Origin of the sequence: Streptomyces sp. NPDC002463 (assembly GCF_042889835.1) — a bacterium.
Lineage (GTDB): Bacteria > Actinomycetota > Actinomycetes > Streptomycetales > Streptomycetaceae > Streptomyces > Streptomyces nymphaeiformis.
This window is the reverse complement of sequence record NZ_JBIARL010000013.1, coordinates 281,974-302,513: the sequence shown is the minus strand read 5'-3', so window position 1 is coordinate 302,513 and position 20,540 is coordinate 281,974. Positions and strand designations below refer to the sequence as shown.

Genomic DNA, 20,540 nt, shown 5'->3' with positions numbered 1-20,540 from the left:
CCGGCCGCGTCGTCGCCACCGGCCCGGGCGGCATCCACGTCTCCACCCCGTTCTCCCTGTACGTGGAGCCCGAGACCGTCACCCTGCGGGTCAAGACCGTGGACCGACTCGGCAAGCCGGCCACGGGCGCCTCCTCGCTGGACGTCGTCAGCACCGACACCGCCAACGGCGAGCGCCGCTACAACGGCGGCGCGGCGGAGCAGACGTACCGGCTGCGCGCCGGCAGCTACTTCCTGTCCGGCTACGTCGTCACCCCCGACGCCGGCGAGGGTGCCGGGCTCGTCGACTCGATCACGTACCTGGGCCGCCCGCAGATCGAGCTGACGAAGGACACCACCGTCGTCCTCGACGCCCGCCAGGCCCACCGGCTGCGGCTGCGCACCGACCGCCCGACCGAGGTGCGCAGCGGGATGCTGGGCTTCGCACGGTCCTGGGACGACACCTGGGGGCACTCCGGGACCCTCTCCGGCGGCCGGACCGTCCGCGGCTACTACGCCTCCGTCGAGGGCGAGGCGAGCGACGGGGACTTCGAGTTCACCAGCTACTGGCGGGCCGCGGCGCCGCAGATCTCCGAGTTCGCCGTCGCCGGGGGCGAGAGCCTGCATCCCGTCACCGCCTCGACGGGCTCGGTCAACCTCGACGGAACGGGCGAGGCGCCCCTCGTCGACGCCAAGTCCGGCACGGTCGAGGAGCTCGCGGCCGCCGGTGTCCAGGGCCGGATCGCCCTGGTCCGGATCCCGGACGGCACGACGAGCGTCGCCCTGCAGGCCCGCAACGCCAAGGCCGCGGGTGCCAAGGCCGTCCTCGCCTACCGCACCGCCCCCGGCCGCTGGCTGCCCGCCATCGGCACCGCCACCGAATTCCCGGTCCTCGCCGTCGAGTCCGCCGAGGCCGGGGCCCTGCTGGAGCGGCTGGCGACCGGTGGGGTCACGCTCCGCTGGAAGGCCACCGCGAAGAGCCCGTACACGTACACCCTCGCCTTCCCGCAGCGCGGCGAGATCGACGAGGACCGTGCGTACCGCGTCGACGACGACCGCCTCGGCCGGAACACGTCGACGTACCACTCCATGGGCGTCGCCACCGACTACATCGACGCCGTGCTGGCCGGCCGACCGGACGGCTCGCGGGTGCTGATGCCCTTCGACAGCGTCGCGGTGCCCGGCACCCGGACCGACTTCCTCACCCCCGGCGACACCACCTGGCAGCGCTACCTCTCCAGCAGCTTCCCCTGGGGCGAGGCCATGGTCGCCGCACCGCACGCGTACACGGCGGGAGAGCGGCGCGAGGAAGCCTGGTACGACGGCGTCGTCGCCCCGCGCGCCCCGATCGACCCCTCCGGCGCTCCGCGCCTGGCCGCCGAACGCCAGGGCGACCTGATCGGCGTCTCCACCGCGATGTGGGGCGACGGCGCCCACTACGGCGAGGCCGGATCGTTCGGTGACATCGGCAACCTCCGTCTGCGCCGGGACGGGCAGGAGATCGGCCGGTCCGTCTACCCCTACGGGGTCTTCGACGTCCCGGCGGAGGAGGGCTCGTACGAACTGGAGCAGTTCATCCAGAAGATCAGTGCGCCGGCCAAGGTCTGGCAGCGGTCGACCGCGGTCGACACCGTCTGGCGGTTCCGCTCCGCACGCGACGAGAACGTCTACTCCCAGGCCGTCCCGCTCCTCTTCCCCCGGTACGAACTGCCCGAGGACGGCGCCAAGACCCTCGCCGCCGAGGCCGGCCAGAAGATCACCCTGACCGCGACCGGCCACGGCGGTTACACCCCCGCGGCTCTCGTCTCCGCCACGCTGTCGTACTCGTACGACGGTGGGACGACCTGGACCGAGGCCCCGGTCGCCCAGCGCGACGGCGTGTGGACCGCGACCGTGGACCACTCGGCCGCCTCCGGCAGGCAGGTCACCCTGCGGGCCGAACTGACCGACGCGAACGGCAACTCCGTCCGCCAGACGGTCACCCGCGCCTACGACGTCCGCTGATCCCGAGGCCCCGCCGGGCGTCCCCCCTCGTGGGCGGGCGCCCGGCGGGGCTCCCGTCCCGGGCCGCGGCGAGCAGGGCCAGGAGGACCGCCGTGAACACTCCGGTGAGCAGCAGGGCCGGAGTGCCCGGCGTCGAGGACCGCAGGCCCGGGGCCAGGACCTCCGTCCGTACGCGCGTGCTCATGGCCCGGCAGTAGCCGCCGGGTCGGACCGTGCGGGAGGCCCCCGGGGCCCGCGTCCGATTCGTACAAGACCGGCCGCGCACGCCCTGCCTACCGTGCCCTCATGGACACCGCACCCCGTATCACTCCCCGTTTCGACCTCGTCGGCCTCGTCGTCTCGGACATGGCCGCCTCGCTCGCCTTCTACCGGCGCCTCGGCCTGGACATCCCGGCCGGGGCCGAGTCCGCCCCGCACGTGGAGGCGGCGCTGCCCGGCGGGCTGCGGATCGCCTGGGACACGGAGGACGTCGTCCGTTCCTTCGATCCCGGCTGGACGCGCCCGGCGGGCGGCAACCGGGTCGAGCTCGCCTTCCGGTGCGCCGAGCCCGCGGACGTGGACGCGGTGTACGAGGAGCTGGTCGCCGCCGGGCATCGAGGGCACCTGAAGCCCTGGGACGCCGTGTGGGGGCAGCGCTACGCGGTGGTCCTCGACCCGGACGGCAGCGGCGTCTCGCTCTTCGCGGACACCGAGGCCGTGTAGGCGCTCAGGGTCGTCCCCGCGAGCGCCCGGGTCTCCCGGGCGAGGTGGGCCTGGTCGGCGCAGCCCGCGCGCAGGGCGGCCTCCGCGTACGGCACCCCGGCCCGGACCAGGGCGAGTGCGCGCTGGAGGCGCAGGACGCGGGCGAGGGTCTTGGGCCCGTAGCCGAAGGCGTCGAGGGAGCGCCGGTGCAGCTGCCGGGCGCCGAGCCCGACCGCCTCGGCCGTCTCGGCGACCGGCCGGCCCGCCGCGAGGCGCGCCACGACGGCACGGAGCAGCGGGTCGGGTCCCGGGACCTCGGCGGCCCGGCGCAGGACGAGCTCCTCCAGGGCCGCGGCCGGGTCGGGGGCCTGGGTGATCCGCTCGCCGAGCCGGCGTGCGGCCGCCTCGCCCCACAGCGTGCCGAGGGCGACCCGCCGGTCGCGGAGTTCATGGGCGGGGACGCCGAGGAGACCGGGGGCGTCGCCGGGGGCGAAGCGGATGCCCGCGTACCGCGCGGCGAACTCGCCCGGAACGTACGCGTGGGTGTCGGGTCCGGCGACCAGGAGGCTGCCGTCGGCCCAGATCAGGTCCATGCAGCCGTCGGGCAGGACGGGCCGCTCCGCCGTGGGCCCGGTGGCGGTCCGGGTCCACAGCACGGCCCCGTCGAGCAGGGCGGGGCGCTCCTCGTACATCCCTCCAGCCTAGGGTCAGTCCTTCTCCCGGCCCGAGTGGAGGCGGGACTTCACGTCGTCCGGGGGGAGGAACTTGGACCAGCGCTCGGGGAACTCGGACGGCATGTCCGGGTCGTCCTCGTCGACGTCCTCCGCCTCGGCCCGCACCCGGGCGACGAGTTCGGCGGCCTGGACGGCGCGGGCCCGTTCGTTGGCCTCGCGGGCGGCGGCGGTGGCGACGGAGGGCCAGACGCGGTCGATGGCGGCGTTCACGGCGGCGCCGACGAGGACCGCGAAGGCCGAGACGCCGATCCAGAGGAGGACGGCGATGGGCGCGGCGAGCGAGCCGTAGATCGTCGGGCCCTCGACCTGGCTGGTCAGGTAGACGCGCAGCAGGAAGCTGCCGAGGACCCACATCCCGAGCGCGACGAGGGCGCCGGGGATGTCCTCGATCCACGGCGATCTGACGGGCACGGAGACGTGGTAGAGCGTGGTGAGGAAGGCGATGGAGAGCAGGATGACGGCCGGCCAGTAGAGGACGGCGACGACCTCGGTGCCCCAGGGGACGAGTTCGACGACCCGGTCCGGGCCGACCACCGCGAGGGGCAGCACGACGGCTCCGATGAGCAGCGCCACGATGTAGAGGAGCAGGGCGAGGAGCCGGGTCTTGACGATGCCGCGGCGCCCGTCGAGTCCGTACATGACGGTGATGGTGTCGATGAACACGTTCACCGCGCGCGAGCCCGACCAGAGGGCGATGGCGAAGCCGAGGGAGATCAGCTCGGGCCGTTTGCCCTGGGTGATGTCGTCGAGGAGCGGCTCGGCGATCTCGTGGACGCCCCGGTCGGAGAGGACCGTGGCGGCAGCGTGGAGGATGTTCTCCCGGATGCTGGCGACGGTGTCGGTGTTGGTCCAGTCGTCGGCGTAGCCGAGGACGGCGATCAGACCGAGCAGCAGGGGCGGCAGCGACAGCAGCGTGAAGAACGCGGCCTCGGCGGCGAGACCGAGGATCCGGTACTCGATGCACGAGTTGACGGTGTCCTTGAGGAGCAGCCAGGCCATCTTCCGCTTCGAGACGTTGCGGTAGAGGACGCGCGCACGGTGGAGCCTGCTCCAGGGCCGCCGCTCGGGCCGATCGGGTGTTTCTCTTGCTGCCTGCACCTGCTTACCGTATCGGCATGGCACCGAGCACCCACACCGTGACCAACCAGGCTCCGCCCCTGGTGGGGTACGACGTCTTCACGAGCGACCCGGCGCTGGCGGAGGCGGTCGAGCGGCATCTCGATCCGGGCCTCCTCGCGGAGGCGCGGGAGGAGCTGAGCCTGCTGGGCCGGGCGAGCGGTTCGGCGCAGGTGCGGGAGTGGGGGGAGCAGGCGAACGGGGATCCGCCGCGGCTGCGGACGCATGACCGGTACGGGCGGCGGATCGACGAGGTCGAGTTCCATCCGGCCTGGCACCGGCTCCTGGGGCGGTCGGTCTCGGCCGGGCTCACGGACGCGTGGGGCCGTCCGGGTGGTCATGTGCGGCGAGCCGCCGGGTTCCTGGTGGTGTCGCAGGCGGAGGCGGGGCACGGCTGCCCGGTGTCGATGACGCACGCCGCGGTGCCCGCGCTGCGCGCCGAGCCGGAGCTCGCGGCGGTGTGGGAGCCGGCGGCGCTCTCGCACGTGTACGAGCGGGAGCTGCGTCCGGTCGCGGAGAAGCCGGGCGTGCTGCTCGGGATGGCGATGACGGAGAAGCAGGGCGGCAGCGACGTCCGGGCGAACACGACGGAGGCCCGGCCGCTCGCGGCCGACGGCGAGTACGTCCTGACGGGGCACAAGTGGTTCTGTTCGGCGCCGATGTCGGACGCGTTCCTGGTGCTGGCGCAGGCCCCGGCGGGGCTGACCTGCTTCCTGGTGCCCCGGGTGCTCGCGGACGGCTCGCGCAACGCGTTCGCCCTCCAGCGGCTCAAGGACAAGCTGGGCAACCGGTCGAACGCCTCCGCCGAGGTGGAGTTCGACGGGACGACCTGGGCGCACCGGGTCGGCGAGGAGGGGCGCGGGATCCGGACGATCATGGGCATGGTCGCGGCGACCCGGCTCGACTGCGTCCTCGGCTCGGCGGCGCTGATGCGGCAGGCGGTGGCGCAGGCCGTGCACCACGCCTCGTACCGCTCGGCCTTCGGCGGGCCGCTCGTCGACAAGCCGCTGATGCGGAACGTACTCGCCGATCTCGCGATCGAGTCCGAGGCGGCGACAGTCCTCGGCATGCGTCTCGCAGCGGCCTACGACGCCGGGACTCCGGAGGAGCTGGCCCTCCTCCGTATCGCCGTGCCGGCGGCCAAGTACTGGGTGACCAAGCGGTGTACGCCCCTCGTCGCGGAGGCCCTCGAATGCCTCGGCGGCAACGGGTACGTGGAGGAGTCGGGGATGCCCCGGCTGCTGCGGGAGTCGCCGCTCAACTCCATCTGGGAGGGCTCGGGGAACGTGCAGGCGCTCGACGTGGTGCGGGCGCTGCGGACCGAGCCCGCCGCCCTGGACGCGCTGCTGCGGGAGGTGGGGGCCGCGCGGGGCGCCGACCACCGGCTCGACCGGGCGATCCGGGGGCTGCTCGTCGAACTGGCGGACCTGGAGGGGATCGAGGCGCGGGCCCGGCGGCTCACGGAGCGGCTCGCGCTCGTGCTCCAGGGGGCGCTGCTCGTGCGGTGGGCTCCGCCGGAGGTGGCGGACGCGTTCTGCGCGACGCGGCTCGGCGGGGACGGCGGCGCGGCGTTCGGGACGCTCCCGCACACGCTGGACCTGCGGGCGGTGGTGGAGCGGGCGCGCGCCGTGGTGTGAGGGGTCGTACGGGAGTGCTGTGCCGCGCGTACCAGGGGTGGACCTGACGGGGTGTCGTGCTCGGTCAGGTCGGTACGCGCGGAAAAGCGGGGGTGGTGCTGCGCCGACACGGCACCACCCGCCGCTCGCACCACCCTCACTCAGAAGGCCGGTCGTTCGCCAGAGTTGCAAAGGGTTGCAGGATTACCCGAACCGGGCCTCGCCGGGTGGTCCCGGACGGCACGATGGGCACCGACACTCCGGACATCTGCCCCGTGCAGAACCGATACAGCACCCGGGTGGCTGGGAGAGACCGATGAAGAACACGCAGCTCGACATGAAGCGGCTCGCCGCCATGGACGCCGCCCAGGCCAGCCGGCTGCTGCACCGGGTGCGCGAGGAGACCCTCGCCGGCCGCACGCCCCCGATCGCGCCCCGCCCGGTGATCGACGCGTCCTGGCAGCGGATGGCCCGGCTCGGCCTCGACCCGGACCAGAGCACCAGCACCGTCCTGCTCCAGCGGGACGAGCTGGAGAAGCGGCGCAGGACCACGCTCCTCTCCGAGGTGATGCAGACGCTGAGCGGCGGCATCGCCGGCATCGCCGACGCCTCCCTCCAGATCATGGTGGTCACCGACGAGCACGGCCGGGTGCTGTGGCGCCAGGGCAACCTCGCCGTCCTGCGGCAGGCGAACGGCATCTGCCTGGAGGAGGGCGCGGCCTGGGCCGAGCACGCCACCGGGACGAACGCGGTCGGCACGGCCCTCGCCCTGGGCCGTGCCGTGCAGGTGCACTCCGCCGAGCACTACGTGCAGACGCTGCACAACTGGACCTGCGCCGCCGCGCCCGTGCACGATCCGCGCGACCAGCGGCTGCTCGGGATCCTGGACGTGTCCGGTCCCGCGTCCAGCTTCCATCCGGCGATGCTGGCCCTGGTCGGTTCGGTCGCGCAGCTCGCCGAGGCCGAGATGCGGGAGCGGCACCGCCGGTCGATCGAACGGCTGCGGGCGGTGGCGGCCCCGATCCTGTGCCGGGTGGGCGGCCGGGCCGTCGCGGTGGACGACCACGGCTGGACGGCGGCGGTGACCGGGCTCGCGCCGGTGGACCGGATCCCGCTGCCGAAGTCGTTCCGGGTCGGCCGGGTCTGGCTGCCCTCGCTCGGGGTGTGCGCGGTGGAGCCGCTGCCGGGCGGCTGGCTGCTGCGGGTGGAGGAGGAGTCCCGGCCCGAGGAGCCCGGCTCCGAGGCGGCGGCGAGCCGGGTGGTCCTGGACCTGAGCCGGCCGCGGCGCTGGACGGTGGCCGTGTCCGGGGCGGCGGGCAGCTGGCAGCAGGAGCTCAGCCCCCGGCACGCGGAGCTCCTCTACGTACTGGCGCTGCACCGCGACGGCCGGACGGCGGCGGAGCTCGCCGACGACGTCTTCGGCGACCGTACGAGGACGGTGACCGTGCGGGCGGAGATGTCCCGGGTGCGGCGGAACCTGGCGGGGGTCCTGGCGCACCGCCCGTACCGCTTCCGGGAGGAGGTCGCGGTGGAGGTCCTGCGCCCGGAGCGTCCCGCGGACCTCCTGCCGCACTCCACCGCCCCCGCCGTCCGCGCGGCGAGCCCGGCCTGATCGGCGCGATCGGCCCTCCGGGAGGAGCTTCCGCCCTACGAGAGGAGCTTCTGGAAGAGGGTGCCGATCTCACGCTGGTCCGCGACCAGCGGCAGGGTGTCGAAGTACAGCTCCCACTCCCCGCCCGGGCCGAAGCGCTCCACGATGCCGAAGGGGATGCCGGTACGGGTCACGTCGCCGTCGCGTACGTCGACGGTCCCGTACCACTCCACATAGGTGGTGGTCTCGCCGGCGGCGACCTGGCCGGCCTTGAGGTGGAGGTCGGCGGTGGCGAAGAGGCGCTCCAGGTAGGCGCGCTTGCCGGCCTCGGTGGCGAGCGGGGCGGCGAGCCCGGGGCCGCTGAGCCGCGCGCCGCGGGTGCGGGCGAGGAGTGCGTCGGCGTCCTCGGCCTTCCAGGCGGCGAGACGCTCCGGCATCTCGCCGGGTCGGAAGCCGGCCGCGGGCTGCGCGTCGTCCGCCTCCCCGGGTGAACCCGCGTCCTTGATCCCCGCGAAGAGCGGGGCCGGCGCCGCCTCCGGCAGGGTGTCCTGGAAGAGGACGGCCCGGTCGTAGTAGCGGCGGGCCTGGAGGGTGCGGCCCTCGTCGCCGAGGACGTTCCGCGCGATCTGCGGATAGGCGATGGTGTGGCCCTTGAGGGTGACCTCGTTCCACTGCCCGAACATCACGGTGCTGCCGTCGGCGACCACGTCCGTGCCCCGGTAGGCGAGGCCGGGTGCGAGGCGCAGGGAGCCGGTGATGGAGGTGCCGATCGTGGTGAGGCCGCGCTGCGGGTCGCTGCCGGCCTCCCAGAGGGTGGCCTCGGGGTCGAAGATGTCGAGGTAGGCGCGGACCCGGGGGTGGGTCAGGTCGCCGGGCGCGGGCGGCGTGCCGGTCGGCATCTCGCCGAACGTGATCTGCCTCTCCATGAAGGCGCAGGCGTTCGGGGTGATGCGGCCTTCGAGCCGGTCCACCTTCTCCCGCGCCGCCGGGCAGTCGCCCCGCCCCGCCGCGGCCGTGCCGCCCGGCCGCGCCTCGGCCGTCGTCACGGTGACCGCCGCTCCCGCGACGATCGCCGTCGCCATCGCGATGCCCACCAGACCACGTCGACCCGTACCCATGTCGTATCCCTCGTGTCGTTCACCGCCGGGTGCGGCCGTGTGCCGTCCCGGTGCGCTCACCCTGCCGGGAGGGCGGTGCGGGGGTCGATTACCTCTGAGGTCATGGCGAGGTCATGCCGGGAGGCGGCACGGGGCGACACCGTCTGTCCGCATGGCGGACAGCCTGTCCGCCGGTACCGAACAGGGTGGGAATCCGGCGCTCCGCATGATGCGATGACCCCATGAGCATCACTCTCACCACCTGGTCCCTCGAACAGACCTCGCCGTCCGACCTCCGGCCCGCCACCCCGCCGGAGGGCGACGACGTGGCGATCCGGCGCGCCGAGGTGCCCTCGGCGGAGTTCAGCCGCTTCCTCTACACGGCGGTCGGCGGCGACATCCGCTGGTCCGACCGGCTGTCGCTGACGTACAAGCAGTGGCAGGAGATCGTGGAGAAGCCGGGCGCCGAGATCTGGGTGGCGTACGACAAGGGGACGCCGGCGGGGTACGTGGAGCTCGACCCGCAGGACGACGGCGTGGTGGAGATCGTCTACTTCGGCCTGATCCCGGCCTTCCGGGGGCGCCGGATCGGCGGCCACCTCCTCTCCTACGGGGCGGCGCGCGCCTGGGACCTGGCCGAGCGCTGGCCGGACCGTGAGCCCACGAAGCGCGTCTGGCTGCACACCTGCTCGCTCGACGGGCCGCACGCCATGGCCAACTACGAGCGGCGCGGCTTCCGGCTGTTCGACACCAAGGTGGAGGAGGCCGAGGAGTCGGAGACCCCGGGTCCCTGGCCGGGCGCGTACGCCTGAGCCGTACCCACCGATCCGCCGAAGGGGCCCTGAACAGGGCCCCTTTCGCGTGACCTGGAGCACACCGTCTCGACGTGCGAGACGACTACGTCCGCATAATGGACGATGCTGGACTGGGTCCAAAGTCCCGTGACACGCTTCCGTCATGTCTGGAACTGGAATTGCCTTGGTGAGTCGGCGGCACGTCGACCTCGGCCGCATGTCCAGCGCCATCTGTTCGGCGCGCTGAGAGAACCAGCACCGCCGCGATCTCCTGATAGCCCGACTCTGCCCCACCCTGCTGCGCACTGACGCGCCACCCTCTGACCTGAGCGCGAGTGTGCAGGTCAGAGCCGCCCTCTCGCAGTCCCGAAGGACAAAACGCCATGGCCGCCACCCCGGAAAACCCCACTCCCGCCGCCGCCCGCCGCAAGGCCGGGCGCCACCGTGGCGAGGGTCAGTGGGCGGTGGGGCACTTCACCCCCCTGAACGGCAATGAGCAGTTCAAGAAGGATGACGACGGTCTCAATGTGCGGACACGTATTGAGACGGTCTATTCGAAGCGCGGCTTCGACTCCATCGACCCCAACGACCTGCGCGGACGCATGCGCTGGTGGGGCCTCTACACCCAGCGCAAGCAGGGTCTGGACGGCACCAAGACGGGCGTGCTGGAGCCGGAGGAGCTGGACGACGAGTACTTCATGCTCCGGGTCCGCATCGACGGCGGCCGGCTGACCACCGAGCAGCTCCGGGTCATCGGCGAGATCTCCGAGGAGTTCGCCCGCGGCACGGCCGACATCACGGACCGGCAGAACGTCCAGTACCACTGGATCCGCATCGAGGACGTCCCCGAGATCTGGAACCGCCTGGAGGCGGTCGGCCTGTCGACCACCGAGGCCTGCGGTGACACCCCGCGTGTCATCCTCGGCTCTCCCGTGGCCGGCATCGCCGCCGACGAGATCATCGACGGCACCCCCGCCATCGACGAGATCCAGCGCCGGATCGTCGGCAACAAGGACTTCTCCAACCTGCCCCGCAAGTTCAAGTCCGCGGTCTCCGGCTCGCCGCTGCTCGACGTGGCGCACGAGATCAACGACATCGCCTTCGTCGGCGTGGAGCACCCGGAGCACGGCCCCGGCTTCGACGTGTGGGTCGGCGGCGGTCTGTCCACCAACCCCAAGCTCGGCGTCCGCCTCGGCACCTGGGTCTCCCTCGACGAGGTCCCCGACGTCTACGAGGGCGTCATCTCGATCTTCCGCGACTACGGCTACCGCCGGCTGCGCAACCGCGCCCGCCTGAAGTTCCTCGTCGCCGACTGGGGCCCGGAGAAGTTCCGCCAGGTCCTGGAGGAGGAGTACCTCAAGCGCAAGCTGACCGACGGCCCCGCCCCCGCGGAGCCCGCCGGCCGCTGGCGCGACCACGTCGGCGTCCACAAGCAGAAGGACGGCAAGTTCTACGTCGGCTTCGCGCCGCGTGTCGGCCGGGTCGACGGCGCCACCCTGACGAAGATCGCCGCGGTCGCCGAGGCGCACGGCTCCGGCCGGGTCCGGACCACCGCCGAGCAGAAGATGCTCGTCCTCGACGTCGAGGAGGCGCAGGTCGAGTCCATCGTCTCCGCCCTGGAGGCGCTGGATCTGCGGGTCACCCCCTCGCCGTTCCGACGCGGCACGATGGCCTGCACCGGCATCGAGTTCTGCAAGCTCGCGATCGTCGAGACGAAGGGCCGCGGCTCCTCGCTCATCGACGAACTGGAGCGCCGCATCCCGGAGTTCGACGAGCCGCTGACGATCAACATCAACGGCTGCCCGAACGCCTGCGCCCGCATCCAGGTCGCGGACATCGGCCTCAAGGGCCAGCTGGTCCTGGACGACGAGGGCAACCGCGTCGAGGGCTACCAGGTGCACCTGGGCGGCGCGCTCGGCCTCGAGGCCGGCTTCGGCCGCAAGGTCCGCGGCCTCAAGGTCACGGCGGCCGAGCTGCCGGACTACGTGGAGCGGGTCCTCAAGCGCTTCCAGGCGGAGCGCGAGACCGGCGAGCGCTTCGCGACCTGGGCGGCCCGCGCTTCGGAGGAGGCCCTCTCATGAGCGAGCGTGCGGCCCCCTTCTTCTGCCCCTACTGCGGGGACGAGGACCTGCGTCCCAACGAGCAGGGTCACGGCGCATGGGAGTGCGCCGCGTGCAGTCGAGCCTTCCAGCTGAAGTTCCTGGGGCTCCTCGCCCCGGCGACTCCGGGCAACTCCACCGGGAGGGAAGGCATATGACGAACGATCAGCTGAAGGACGCGACCGCGGCCGACCTCAAGGCACTCGCCGAGCAGGCCGGCCGCGACCTGGAGGACGCCTCCGCCCTGGAGATCCTCCGCTGGGCCGTGGACACCTTCGGCGACCGCTTCTGCGTGACCTCCTCCATGGAGGACGCCGTCGTCGCCCACCTCGCCTCGCGCGTGAAGCCCGGTGTGGACGTCGTCTTCCTCGACACGGGCTACCACTTCGAGGAGACCATCGGCACCCGGGACGCCGTGGACGCCGTCATGGACGTCGACGTCATCACCCTGACCCCGCGTCAGACCGTGGCCGAGCAGGACGCCGAGTACGGTCCGAAGCTCCACGACCGCGACCCCGACCTGTGCTGCGCGCTGCGCAAGGTCAAGCCGCTGGAGGAGGGCCTCACCGCGTACGGCGCGTGGGCCACCGGCCTGCGCCGCGACGAGTCCCCGACCCGGGCGAACACCCCGGTCGTCGGCTGGGACGAGAAGCGGCAGAAGGTGAAGGTCTCCCCCATAGCCCGCTGGACGCAGGACGACGTCGACGCCTACGTCACGGAACACGGTGTCCTCACCAACCCGCTCCTCATGGACGGGTACGCCTCCGTCGGCTGCGCCCCTTGCACCCGCCGCGTCCTGGAGGGCGAGGACGCCCGCGCCGGACGCTGGGCGGGCCGCACCAAGACCGAATGCGGACTGCACGGCTGATGACCCCCACCCCTCAGACCTCCCACACCTCCCAGGAGAACCACGTGACCGGTGCCACCATCTGGCTCACCGGCCTGCCGAGCGCCGGAAAGACCACCATCGCGTACGAGCTGGCCGGCCGCCTCCGCGACGAGGGCCACCGCGTCGAGATCCTCGACGGCGACGAGATCCGCGAGTTCCTCTCCGCGGGCCTCGGCTTCAGCCGCGAGGACCGCCACACGAACGTGCAGCGGATCGGCTTCGTCGCCGAGCTGCTCGCCTCGCACGGCGTGAAGGTCCTGGTCCCGGTCATCGCCCCGTACAACGACAGCCGCGAGGCGGTCCGCAAGCGCCACCAGACCGAGGGCACCGCCTTCGTCGAGGTCCACGTGGCCACCCCGGTCGAGGTCTGCTCCGTCCGCGACGTGAAGGGCCTCTACGCCAAGCAGGCCGCGGGCGAGATCAGCGGCCTCACCGGCGTCGACGACCCGTACGAGGCGCCCGAGAACCCCGATCTGCGGATCGAGTCCCAGAACCAGACCGTGCAGGAGTCCGCGGCGCAGCTCCACGCGCTGCTCACCGAGAGGGGTCTGCTGTGACCACCGTTGCCCATGCTCACGACACCACGGACAGTCCGTTCGCGCTGTCGCACCTCGACTCCCTGGAGTCCGAGGCCGTCCACATCTTCCGTGAGGTGGCGGGCGAGTTCGAGCGGCCGGTGATCCTCTTCTCCGGCGGCAAGGACTCCATCGTCATGCTGCACCTGGCGCTGAAGGCCTTCGCCCCGGCGCCGGTCCCCTTCACGCTGCTCCACGTCGACACGGGGCACAACTTCCCCGAGGTCATCGAGTACCGCGACCGGGTCGTCGCCCAGCACGGGCTGCGCCTGCACGTGGCCTCCGTGCAGGAGTACATCGACGCCGGCAAGCTCCGCGAGCGCCCCGACGGCACCCGCAACCCGCTGCAGACCGTCCCGCTGACCGAGGCGATCCAGCAGCACCGCTTCGACGCCGTCTTCGGCGGCGGCCGCCGCGACGAGGAGAAGGCCCGCGCCAAGGAGCGGGTGTTCTCCCTGCGCGACGAGTTCTCGCAGTGGGACCCGCGCCGCCAGCGCCCCGAGCTGTGGCAGCTCTACAACGGCCGGCACGCCCCCGGCGAGCACGTCCGGGTCTTCCCGCTCTCCAACTGGACCGAGCTGGACGTCTGGCAGTACATCCAGCGGGAGAAGATCGAGCTCCCCGAGATCTACTTCGCCCACGAGCGCGAGGTGTTCGCCCGCAACGGCATGTGGCTCACGGCCGGCGAGTGGGGCGGCCCGAAGGAGTCGGAGACGGTCGAGAAGCGGCTGATCCGCTACCGCACCGTCGGCGACATGTCCTGCACCGGCGCCGTCGACTCCGACGCCACCACGCTGGACGCCGTCATCGCCGAGATCGCCGCCTCCCGCCTCACCGAGCGGGGTGCCACCCGGGCCGACGACAAGCTGTCCGAGGCCGCGATGGAAGACCGCAAGCGCGAAGGGTACTTCTAATGAGCACGTCCACCGAGCAGCTGTCCGACCAGCTGGCGGCCACCACCCTGCTGCGTTTCGCCACCGCCGGCTCCGTCGACGACGGCAAGTCCACCCTGGTGGGCCGGCTGCTCCACGACTCCAAGTCGGTCCTCGCCGACCAGCTGGAGGCCGTGGAGCACGCCTCGCGCTCCCGCGGCCAGGAGGCGCCCGACCTGGCGCTCCTCACCGACGGTCTGCGGGCCGAGCGCGAGCAGGGCATCACGATCGACGTGGCGTACCGCTACTTCGCGACGCCCCGCCGCCGGTTCATCCTCGCCGACACCCCCGGGCACGTGCAGTACACCCGGAACATGGTCACCGGCGCCTCCACCGCCGAGCTGGCCGTGGTCCTGGTCGACGCCCGCAACGGCGTCGTCGAGCAGACCCGCCGGCACGCCGCCGTCGCCGCGCTGCTCCGCGTCCCGCACGTGGTCCTCGCCGTGAACAAGATGGACCTGGTCGACTACCAGGAGTCCGTCTTCGCCGCGATCGCCGAGGAGTTCACGACGTACGCCTCCGAGCTCGGCGTCCCGGAGATCACCGCGATCCCGATCTCGGCGCTCGCCGGCGACAACGTCGTGGAGCCGTCCGCGAACATGGACTGGTACGGCGGCCCGACCGTCCTGGAGCACCTGGAGACCGTCCCGGTCAGCCACGACCTGACGGCCTGCCACGCCCGCTTCCCGGTGCAGTACGTGATCCGCCCGCAGACCGCCGAGCACCCCGACTACCGGGGCTACGCCGGTCAGATCGCGGCCGGTGCCTTCCGGGTCGGCGAGGAGATCACCGTCCTGCCGTCGGGGAAGAAGTCGAAGATCGCCGCGATCGACGCGCTCGGAGAGTCCGTGGACATCGCCTGGGCGCCGCAGTCGGTGACGATCCGGCTCGCCGACGACATCGACATCTCGCGCGGCGACCTGCTCGCGCCGAGCGCCGACGCCCCGGCCACCAGCCAGGACGTCGAGGCGACGGTCTGCCACGTGGCGGACCAGCCGCTCGCCGTCGGCCAGCGGGTCCTGCTCAAGCACACCACGCGCACGGTCAAGGCGATCGTCAAGGACATCCCCTCGCGGCTGACCCTCGACGACCTCTCCCAGCACCCGAACCCCGGGCAGCTGGTCGCCAACGACATCGGCCGGGTCGTGGTCCGCACCGCCGAGCCGCTCGCGCTCGACGCGTACGCCGACTCCCGCCGTACGGGTTCGTTCCTGCTGATCGACCCGGCGGACGGCACCACGCTCGCAGCCGGCATGGCGGGCGAGTCCTTCGCCACGACCAAGGCCGTCGCCGCGGTGGACGAGGAAGAAGGGTGGGACTTCTGATGACGGGTCAGAACTTCTGGGCCACCTTCGCGAAGGAGGGCGGCCGGATCGGCTCCGGCGCCCTCGGTTCGGGCATGGGAGGTGTCGCGCGATGTGCGTGCTGACCTCGATGCGCCGCGCCGGCGGTGCGACACGGCTCCACCCGCTCCACCCCGAACGACATAAACGCAGACTTCGCTGAGAAGTTGAACCGAGGGGACCACCCGTGCCTGCCACCACCCGTACCACCCTGCGCCGCGGCCTGGCCGCCGCCGCCCTGCCGCTGCTGATCGGCGTCCTCGCCTCCTGCGGCTACGGCTCCGAGGCCAAGAACGACGAGAAGAAGGTGGCCGCCGAGGGCGAGAAGCTCTCCGCCGACACCGTACGGCTCGGGTACTTCCCCAATCTGACCCACGCCACCGCGCTCGTCGGTGACCAGGAGGGCATCCTCCAGAAGGAGCTGGGCGGCACCAAGCTGGTCCCCACCACCTTCAACGCGGGCCCGTCCGAGATCGAGGCGCTGAACGCCGGATCGATCGACATCGGCTTCATCGGCCCCTCGCCGTCCATCAACGGCTACGTCAAGACCAAGGGCACCAACCTCCGCATCGTCGGCGGCGCCGCCTCCGGTGGCGTGAAGCTCGTGGTCAACCCGGCGAAGATCAAGACCCTGGACGATCTCAAGGGCAAGAAGATCGCCACCCCGCAGCTCGGCAACACGCAGGACGTGGCCTTCCTCAACTGGATCTCCGAGAAGGGCTGGAAGGTCGACGCCCAGAGCGGCAAGGGCGACGTCTCCGTGGTCCGCACGGACAACAAGGTCACCCCGAACGCCTACGCCTCCGGTGCCGTCGACGGCGCCTGGGTGCCCGAGCCGACGGCGTCCAAGCTGGTCGCCGACGGGGCGAAGGTGCTGCTCGACGAGTCCGACCTGTGGCCCGACAAGAAGTTCGTCATCACGAACATCATCGTGTCGCAGAAGTTCCTCAAGGAGCACCCGGACGTCGTCGAGGCGTTCCTGCGCGGCTCGGTGAAGACCAACGAGTGGATCAACGCCAACCAGGACAAGGCGAAGGCCTCCGCCAACGCCAAGCTGAAGGAGCTCTCGGGCAAGGCGCTGGGCGCGAAGGTGATCGACGCCGCGTGGCCGTCCATCCAGTTCACCAACGACCCGCTGGCGGCCACCCTGCAGGCCCAGGCCGACCACGCGGTGAAGGCCGGTCTCCTGGAGAAGCCCGAGCTGTCCGGCATCTACGACCTGAAGCCGCTCAACAAGGTCCTGAAGGCCGCGGGTCAGCCCGAGGTCTCCGACGCCGGTCTCGGCGCGAAGTAACAGCCCGCAGCTGATCCCCAGGAGGTGACGACCATGGCCACGACCGCGACGCTCGCCAAGGCCGAGGACCGTGCGGCGGTGACCCATGCCGCCCGCATCGAGCATGTCTCCAAGTCCTTCGGCGGACCCGCCGGCGGGCAGCTCGTCCTCGACGACATCTCGCTCGATGTCGCCCCCGGCGAGTTCGTCACCCTCCTGGGCGCCTCGGGCTGCGGAAAGTCCACGCTGCTCAACCTGGTCGCCGGGCTCGACCGGCCGTCCGCGGGGTCCATCGAGACCCCCGGCGGCCGGCCGGCCCTGATGTTCCAGGAGCACGCCCTCTTCCCGTGGCTCACCGCGGGCAAGAACATCGAACTGGCCCTGCGGCTGCGCGGGGTGCCCAAGGCCGAGCGCCGCGACGAGGCCGAGCGGCTGCTCACCCTCGTCCGGCTCGGCGGCTCGTACGACAAGCGGGTCCACGAGCTGTCCGGCGGCATGCGGCAGCGCGTCGCGCTGGCCCGCGCGCTCGCCCAGGACAGCGACCTGCTGCTGATGGACGAGCCGTTCGCCGCGCTCGACGCCATCACCCGGGACGTGCTGCACGACGAGCTGACCCGGATCTGGCGGGAGACGAAGCTGTCGGTGCTCTTCGTCACGCACAACGTGCGCGAGGCCGTGCGGCTGGCCGAGCGCGTCGTCCTCCTCTCGTCCCGGCCCGGCCGGATCGCGCACGAGTGGACCATCGACATCCCTCAGCCGCGCCGCATCGAGGACTCCGCCGTCGCGGAGCTGTCCCTCGAGATCACCGAGCACCTGCGTGGGGAGATCCGCCGTCATGGCCAGCACTGACATCAGTCCGAACACGGACGACCTCGCCGGTCTCGAAGCCGGTCTGGACGCCCTCGACACCGTGAACGTCGACCGGACCCCGGTCCGCCAGGTGCTGGTCAAGAAGGTGCTCCCGCCGGTCGTCGCCGTCGTGCTCGTCCTGGTGGTGTGGCAGCTCCTGGTGTCCTTCAAGGTCACCGACGAGTACAAGCTTCCGGCGCCGTCCGCCGTGTGGGACAGCCTGACCGTGATGTGGCGGGAGGGAACGCTGTTCAGCGTCCTGTGGACCAGCGTGTCCCGGGCCCTGTACGGCTTCGTCCTGGCGCTCGCGATCGGCACCCCGCTGGGCCTGCTCGTCTCCCGCGTGAAGTTCGTGCGCGCGGCGATCGGCCCGATCCTCGCGGGCCTCCAGTCGCTGCCCTCGGTGGCCTGGGTGGCGCCGGCCGTCCTGTGGCTCGGCCTCAACGACAGCATGATGTACGCGGTGATCCTGCTCGGCGCGGTCCCGTCGATCGCCAACGGCCTCGTCGCCGGCGTCGACCAGGTCCCGCCGCTCTTCCTGCGGGCCGGGCAGACGCTCGGCGCGACGGGCGTCAAGGGCGCCTGGTACATCGTGATGCCGGCCGCGCTCCCCGGCTACCTGGCCGGCCTCAAGCAGGGCTGGGCGTTCTCCTGGCGCTCGCTGATGGCCGCGGAGATCATCGCCTCCTCGCCGGACCTGGGCCTCGGCCTCGGCCAGCTCCTGGAGAACGGCCGCAACAACATCGACATGGCCGGGATCTTCCTGGCGATCATCCTGATCCTGACCGTCGGCATCGCCATCGACCTGCTCGTCTTCAGCCCGCTGGAGCGCGCGGTCCTGCGCCGCCGCGGCCTGCTCGCGAAGGGCTGAACCGGACCATGAACCGCCCTGTCCTCCTCGTGATCGCCCACGGCAGCCGCGACCCGCGGCACGCGGCGACCGTCCAGGCGCTCGTGCGCCGGGCCGGTGCGCTGCGGCCGGGGCTGCGCGTGGAGACGGCGTTCCTGGACTTCAACCTGCCGTCGGTGCCGGGGGTCCTGGACCGCCTCGCCGCCGACGGGGTACGGGAGGTCGTGGCCCTGCCGCTCCTCCTGACCCGGGCCTTCCACGCGAAGGCCGACATCCCCGCCGTACTGCGCCAGGCGCCCCCCTCCCTGAGCATCCGCCAGGCGGAGGTCCTCGGCCCGTCGCCGCTGCTGATGACGGCGGTGGAGCGGCGGCTGTATGAGGCGGGCCTCACGCCCGCCGACAAGAGCGCGACCGGGGTCGTCCTGGCCTCGGCGGGCTCCACAGACCCGGAGGCGATCGCGGTGATCGCAGAAACGGCGCGGGAGCTGCGGCGCACCGGTTGGTGCTCCGTGCGGCCCGCGTTCGCCTCCGCATCTCTCCCCCGTACGGAGGACGCCGTCCGGGCCCTGCGCACGGAGCCGGGTGTCCGGCGGGTGGCGGTCGCCCCGTACGTGATCGCCCCGGGCCGCCTCCCGGACCGCATCGCGGCGGGCGCGGCCGGGGCCGACGTCCTGGCGGACGTCCTGGGCCCCTCCCCCGAACTGGCCCGCCTGCTCCTGGAGCGGTACGACGGGGCCCACGCGGTGGACGGCGCGGTCGCCAGGACGGCTTAGGCCTTCGGGTTCCGGCCGCTGATCACCGGGTCGGCTCAGATCTTCGGGTTCCGGCCGCTGATCGCCAGGGCGCGGTCGAGGGCCGGTGCGTCGTCGGGGACGTCGACGACCGCGGCGAAGCCCTCGTACTGGCGGTACATCTCCGCGTACCGCTCGACCACGCCGAGCAGGAAGACCGCCGTCTCCTCCGGCAGGGTGAAGTCCTGCCCGGTGGAGCGGGCCAGGTCCCAGCCGTGCAGGGCGAGTTCCTCGACGAGCATGGCGGCGATCTCCCCGGCCGGCATGGCGCTGCCGCCCATGTCGACCTCCCCCTCCCAGGCCTCCGGCCGCTCCCACGCGGCCAGGGCCCGGTCGAGCTGGGCCGCGTACGCCTCGGCCCAGCCGTCCTCTCCGGCGAAGTCCCGCTGGACGGTCTCCTCGGGGAGCTGGGTGCGCAGGGCCCGGTGTTCGAGGCCGTGCGCGGAGTAGAGGACCAGGTGGTTGGCGAGTTCGCGCACGGTCCAGTCGGTGCAGACGGAGGGTTCGCCGAGCTGCTCGACGGTGACGGCGCGGGCGACGCGGCGCGCCTCGGCGGCGCAGACGGTGAGGTGGGTGTGCATCTCGTTCATGCCCCGACGCTACGGGCCGCCCGGCCGCCCGGTCTTGAACTTTCGCGACAGCCGGTCAGCGGAGGGTGATCGTGAAGCGCCGCACGCCCACGCCGATCGTGTCGGCGTGGACCGAGCCGCGGGCCCGGTCGAACTCCCCGGTGCCGCCGGTGATCGCGTTGTCGAACGAGGGGGCCGGGCCCGGGTTGAGGAAGCCGAAGAGCATGCCCTGCACGGTGATCTGGCCGCCGGGGAGGGTGTAGGTGACGACGCACTCCTCCGCTCCGCCGTTCGCGACCCGGGTGGTGGTGCAGTGACCGCCGGTCTCGCCGACCAGGTTGTCGTCCAGGTCGTAGAGGTCGGAGCGGACGACGGTGCGGTCGCCCTGGGCGGCGGGGACGCCGCCGGGGTTGACGGGGTAGCGGGTCTGCTCCGCGAGCCTGCCGATGAGGGTGATGACCCGGCCCTGGCCCTTGCCGTGGCTCTTGCCGTGGGCGGAACCGGCGTCCGCCGCGGCGGAGGTGACGGGGGCGCAGGCGATGAGGGCGGCGAGCGCGGTGGCCGTGCCGAGGCGGACTGCTCTGATGGGGCGCATGGTGGGGCTCCTGAGGTCGATGCTCATGGACGGTCCGGAGACGAATGGTCCGGCGACATATGCATAACCTCGGCCCGGCCGTCGCCCGGAGCCTCACGGCGCGACCCACCGGAAGATCCGACCGGTCGGATCAACCCGTGACGGCTGCCTGGAGTACGGGGCTT

Annotated in this window: 22 protein-coding genes; 16 read left to right on the top strand and 6 right to left on the bottom strand. The window is 72.4% G+C overall.

The annotated features are described in order from the left end of the window. On the top strand, nucleotides 1-1,982 hold a 1,982-nt coding region (locus ACFYX3_RS26580; protein WP_389018083.1), incomplete at its 5' end, for a PA domain-containing protein. Here the strand turns inward: ACFYX3_RS26580 and ACFYX3_RS26575 are convergent. Next, the gene (locus tag ACFYX3_RS26575; protein WP_389018081.1) at nucleotides 1,957-2,166 is read right to left on the bottom strand and encodes a hypothetical protein; all 210 of its coding nucleotides are present in this window, start codon (nucleotides 2,164-2,166) and stop codon (nucleotides 1,957-1,959) included. The two genes, ACFYX3_RS26580 and ACFYX3_RS26575, sit on opposite strands and share 26 nt — an antisense overlap. A 101-nt stretch (nucleotides 2,167-2,267) precedes the next feature. On the opposite strand from ACFYX3_RS26575, the gene ACFYX3_RS26570 reads away from it, so the two are divergent. After that, on the top strand, nucleotides 2,268-2,684 hold the full coding sequence (locus ACFYX3_RS26570) for a VOC family protein (RefSeq protein WP_376591111.1): 417 nt from the start codon (nucleotides 2,268-2,270) through the stop codon (nucleotides 2,682-2,684). On the opposite strand, the gene ACFYX3_RS26565 is transcribed toward ACFYX3_RS26570, so the two are convergent. Next, nucleotides 2,618-3,355 (bottom strand): helix-turn-helix domain-containing protein, encoded by a 738-nt coding sequence (locus ACFYX3_RS26565; RefSeq protein ID WP_389018078.1) that lies wholly within the window; start codon nucleotides 3,353-3,355, stop codon nucleotides 2,618-2,620. The genes ACFYX3_RS26570 and ACFYX3_RS26565 overlap by 67 nt on opposite strands. Nucleotides 3,356-3,370: 15 nt before the next feature. After that, nucleotides 3,371-4,495 (bottom strand): YihY/virulence factor BrkB family protein, encoded by a 1,125-nt coding sequence (locus ACFYX3_RS26560; protein ID WP_389018075.1) that lies wholly within the window; start codon nucleotides 4,493-4,495, stop codon nucleotides 3,371-3,373. Between the two features lie 17 nt (nucleotides 4,496-4,512). Between ACFYX3_RS26560 and ACFYX3_RS26555 the strand changes: the two genes are divergently transcribed. Further along, entirely contained in the window at nucleotides 4,513-6,150 is a 1,638-nt protein-coding gene (locus tag ACFYX3_RS26555; RefSeq protein WP_389018072.1) for an acyl-CoA dehydrogenase family protein, read from the top strand. Nucleotides 6,151-6,445: 295 nt separating this feature from the next. Next, complete coding sequence (locus ACFYX3_RS26550) at nucleotides 6,446-7,741, top strand: GAF domain-containing protein (RefSeq protein ID WP_389018069.1); 1,296 nt, start codon at nucleotides 6,446-6,448, stop codon at nucleotides 7,739-7,741. A gap of 35 nt (nucleotides 7,742-7,776) precedes the next feature. Here the strand turns inward: ACFYX3_RS26550 and ACFYX3_RS26545 are convergent, their stop codons facing one another. Beyond that, nucleotides 7,777-8,838 (bottom strand): hypothetical protein, encoded by a 1,062-nt coding sequence (locus ACFYX3_RS26545; RefSeq protein ID WP_389018066.1) that lies wholly within the window; start codon nucleotides 8,836-8,838, stop codon nucleotides 7,777-7,779. 221 nt (nucleotides 8,839-9,059) lie between these two features. On the opposite strand from ACFYX3_RS26545, the gene ACFYX3_RS26540 reads away from it, so the two are divergent. From ACFYX3_RS26540 to ACFYX3_RS26485, 12 genes are all read left to right on the top strand, one after another. Then, entirely contained in the window at nucleotides 9,060-9,629 is a 570-nt protein-coding gene (locus ACFYX3_RS26540; protein WP_359516143.1) for a GNAT family N-acetyltransferase, read from the top strand. A 145-nt stretch (nucleotides 9,630-9,774) separates the two neighbouring features. Next, nucleotides 9,775-9,858: a putative leader peptide gene (locus tag ACFYX3_RS26535; protein WP_351188065.1), complete on the top strand. Its 84-nt coding sequence runs from the start codon at nucleotides 9,775-9,777 to the stop codon at nucleotides 9,856-9,858. Between the two features lie 136 nt (nucleotides 9,859-9,994). Further along, entirely contained in the window at nucleotides 9,995-11,692 is a 1,698-nt protein-coding gene (locus ACFYX3_RS26530; protein ID WP_376591097.1) for a nitrite/sulfite reductase, read from the top strand. After that, nucleotides 11,689-11,868: a hypothetical protein gene (locus ACFYX3_RS26525; RefSeq protein ID WP_376591095.1), complete on the top strand. Its 180-nt coding sequence runs from the start codon at nucleotides 11,689-11,691 to the stop codon at nucleotides 11,866-11,868. The genes ACFYX3_RS26530 and ACFYX3_RS26525 overlap by 4 nt, the downstream gene beginning before the upstream one ends. Then, complete coding sequence (locus ACFYX3_RS26520; protein WP_389018061.1) at nucleotides 11,865-12,578, top strand: phosphoadenylyl-sulfate reductase; 714 nt, start codon at nucleotides 11,865-11,867, stop codon at nucleotides 12,576-12,578. Before ACFYX3_RS26525 ends, ACFYX3_RS26520 begins: the two co-directional genes overlap by 4 nt. Further along, nucleotides 12,578-13,156 carry an adenylyl-sulfate kinase gene (gene cysC, locus ACFYX3_RS26515; protein ID WP_389018058.1) on the top strand — a complete coding sequence of 193 codons (579 nt, stop codon included), beginning with the start codon at nucleotides 12,578-12,580 and terminating at the stop codon, nucleotides 13,154-13,156. Before ACFYX3_RS26520 ends, cysC begins: the two co-directional genes overlap by 1 nt. Further along, nucleotides 13,153-14,088 carry a sulfate adenylyltransferase subunit CysD gene (cysD, locus tag ACFYX3_RS26510; protein ID WP_376591089.1) on the top strand — a complete coding sequence of 312 codons (936 nt, stop codon included), beginning with the start codon at nucleotides 13,153-13,155 and terminating at the stop codon, nucleotides 14,086-14,088. Before cysC ends, cysD begins: the two co-directional genes overlap by 4 nt. Further along, complete coding sequence (locus ACFYX3_RS26505; protein ID WP_376591087.1) at nucleotides 14,088-15,431, top strand: sulfate adenylyltransferase subunit 1; 1,344 nt, start codon at nucleotides 14,088-14,090, stop codon at nucleotides 15,429-15,431. The genes cysD and ACFYX3_RS26505 overlap by 1 nt, the downstream gene beginning before the upstream one ends. A 205-nt stretch (nucleotides 15,432-15,636) precedes the next feature. After that, nucleotides 15,637-16,743 (top strand): aliphatic sulfonate ABC transporter substrate-binding protein, encoded by a 1,107-nt coding sequence (locus tag ACFYX3_RS26500; protein ID WP_389018053.1) that lies wholly within the window; start codon nucleotides 15,637-15,639, stop codon nucleotides 16,741-16,743. Nucleotides 16,744-16,776: 33 nt separating this feature from the next. Next, complete coding sequence (locus ACFYX3_RS26495) at nucleotides 16,777-17,571, top strand: ABC transporter ATP-binding protein (RefSeq protein ID WP_116158245.1); 795 nt, start codon at nucleotides 16,777-16,779, stop codon at nucleotides 17,569-17,571. Further along, a complete protein-coding gene (locus ACFYX3_RS26490; protein WP_389018050.1) occupies nucleotides 17,558-18,442 on the top strand; it encodes an ABC transporter permease in 885 nt (294 codons plus the stop codon). The genes ACFYX3_RS26495 and ACFYX3_RS26490 overlap by 14 nt, the downstream gene beginning before the upstream one ends. 8 nt (nucleotides 18,443-18,450) lie before the next feature. Further along, nucleotides 18,451-19,194, top strand: coding sequence for a sirohydrochlorin chelatase (locus ACFYX3_RS26485; RefSeq protein ID WP_389018047.1), 744 nt, complete (start codon nucleotides 18,451-18,453; stop codon nucleotides 19,192-19,194). Between the two features lie 35 nt (nucleotides 19,195-19,229). Here ACFYX3_RS26485 and ACFYX3_RS26480 read toward each other — a convergent pair whose 3' ends face one another. After that, nucleotides 19,230-19,802, bottom strand: coding sequence for a TIGR03086 family metal-binding protein (locus tag ACFYX3_RS26480; protein ID WP_389018044.1), 573 nt, complete (start codon nucleotides 19,800-19,802; stop codon nucleotides 19,230-19,232). A 55-nt stretch (nucleotides 19,803-19,857) separates the two neighbouring features. Then, a complete protein-coding gene (locus ACFYX3_RS26475) occupies nucleotides 19,858-20,376 on the bottom strand; it encodes a hypothetical protein (protein ID WP_389018041.1) in 519 nt (172 codons plus the stop codon). Between the last annotated feature and the right edge of the window lie 164 nt (nucleotides 20,377-20,540).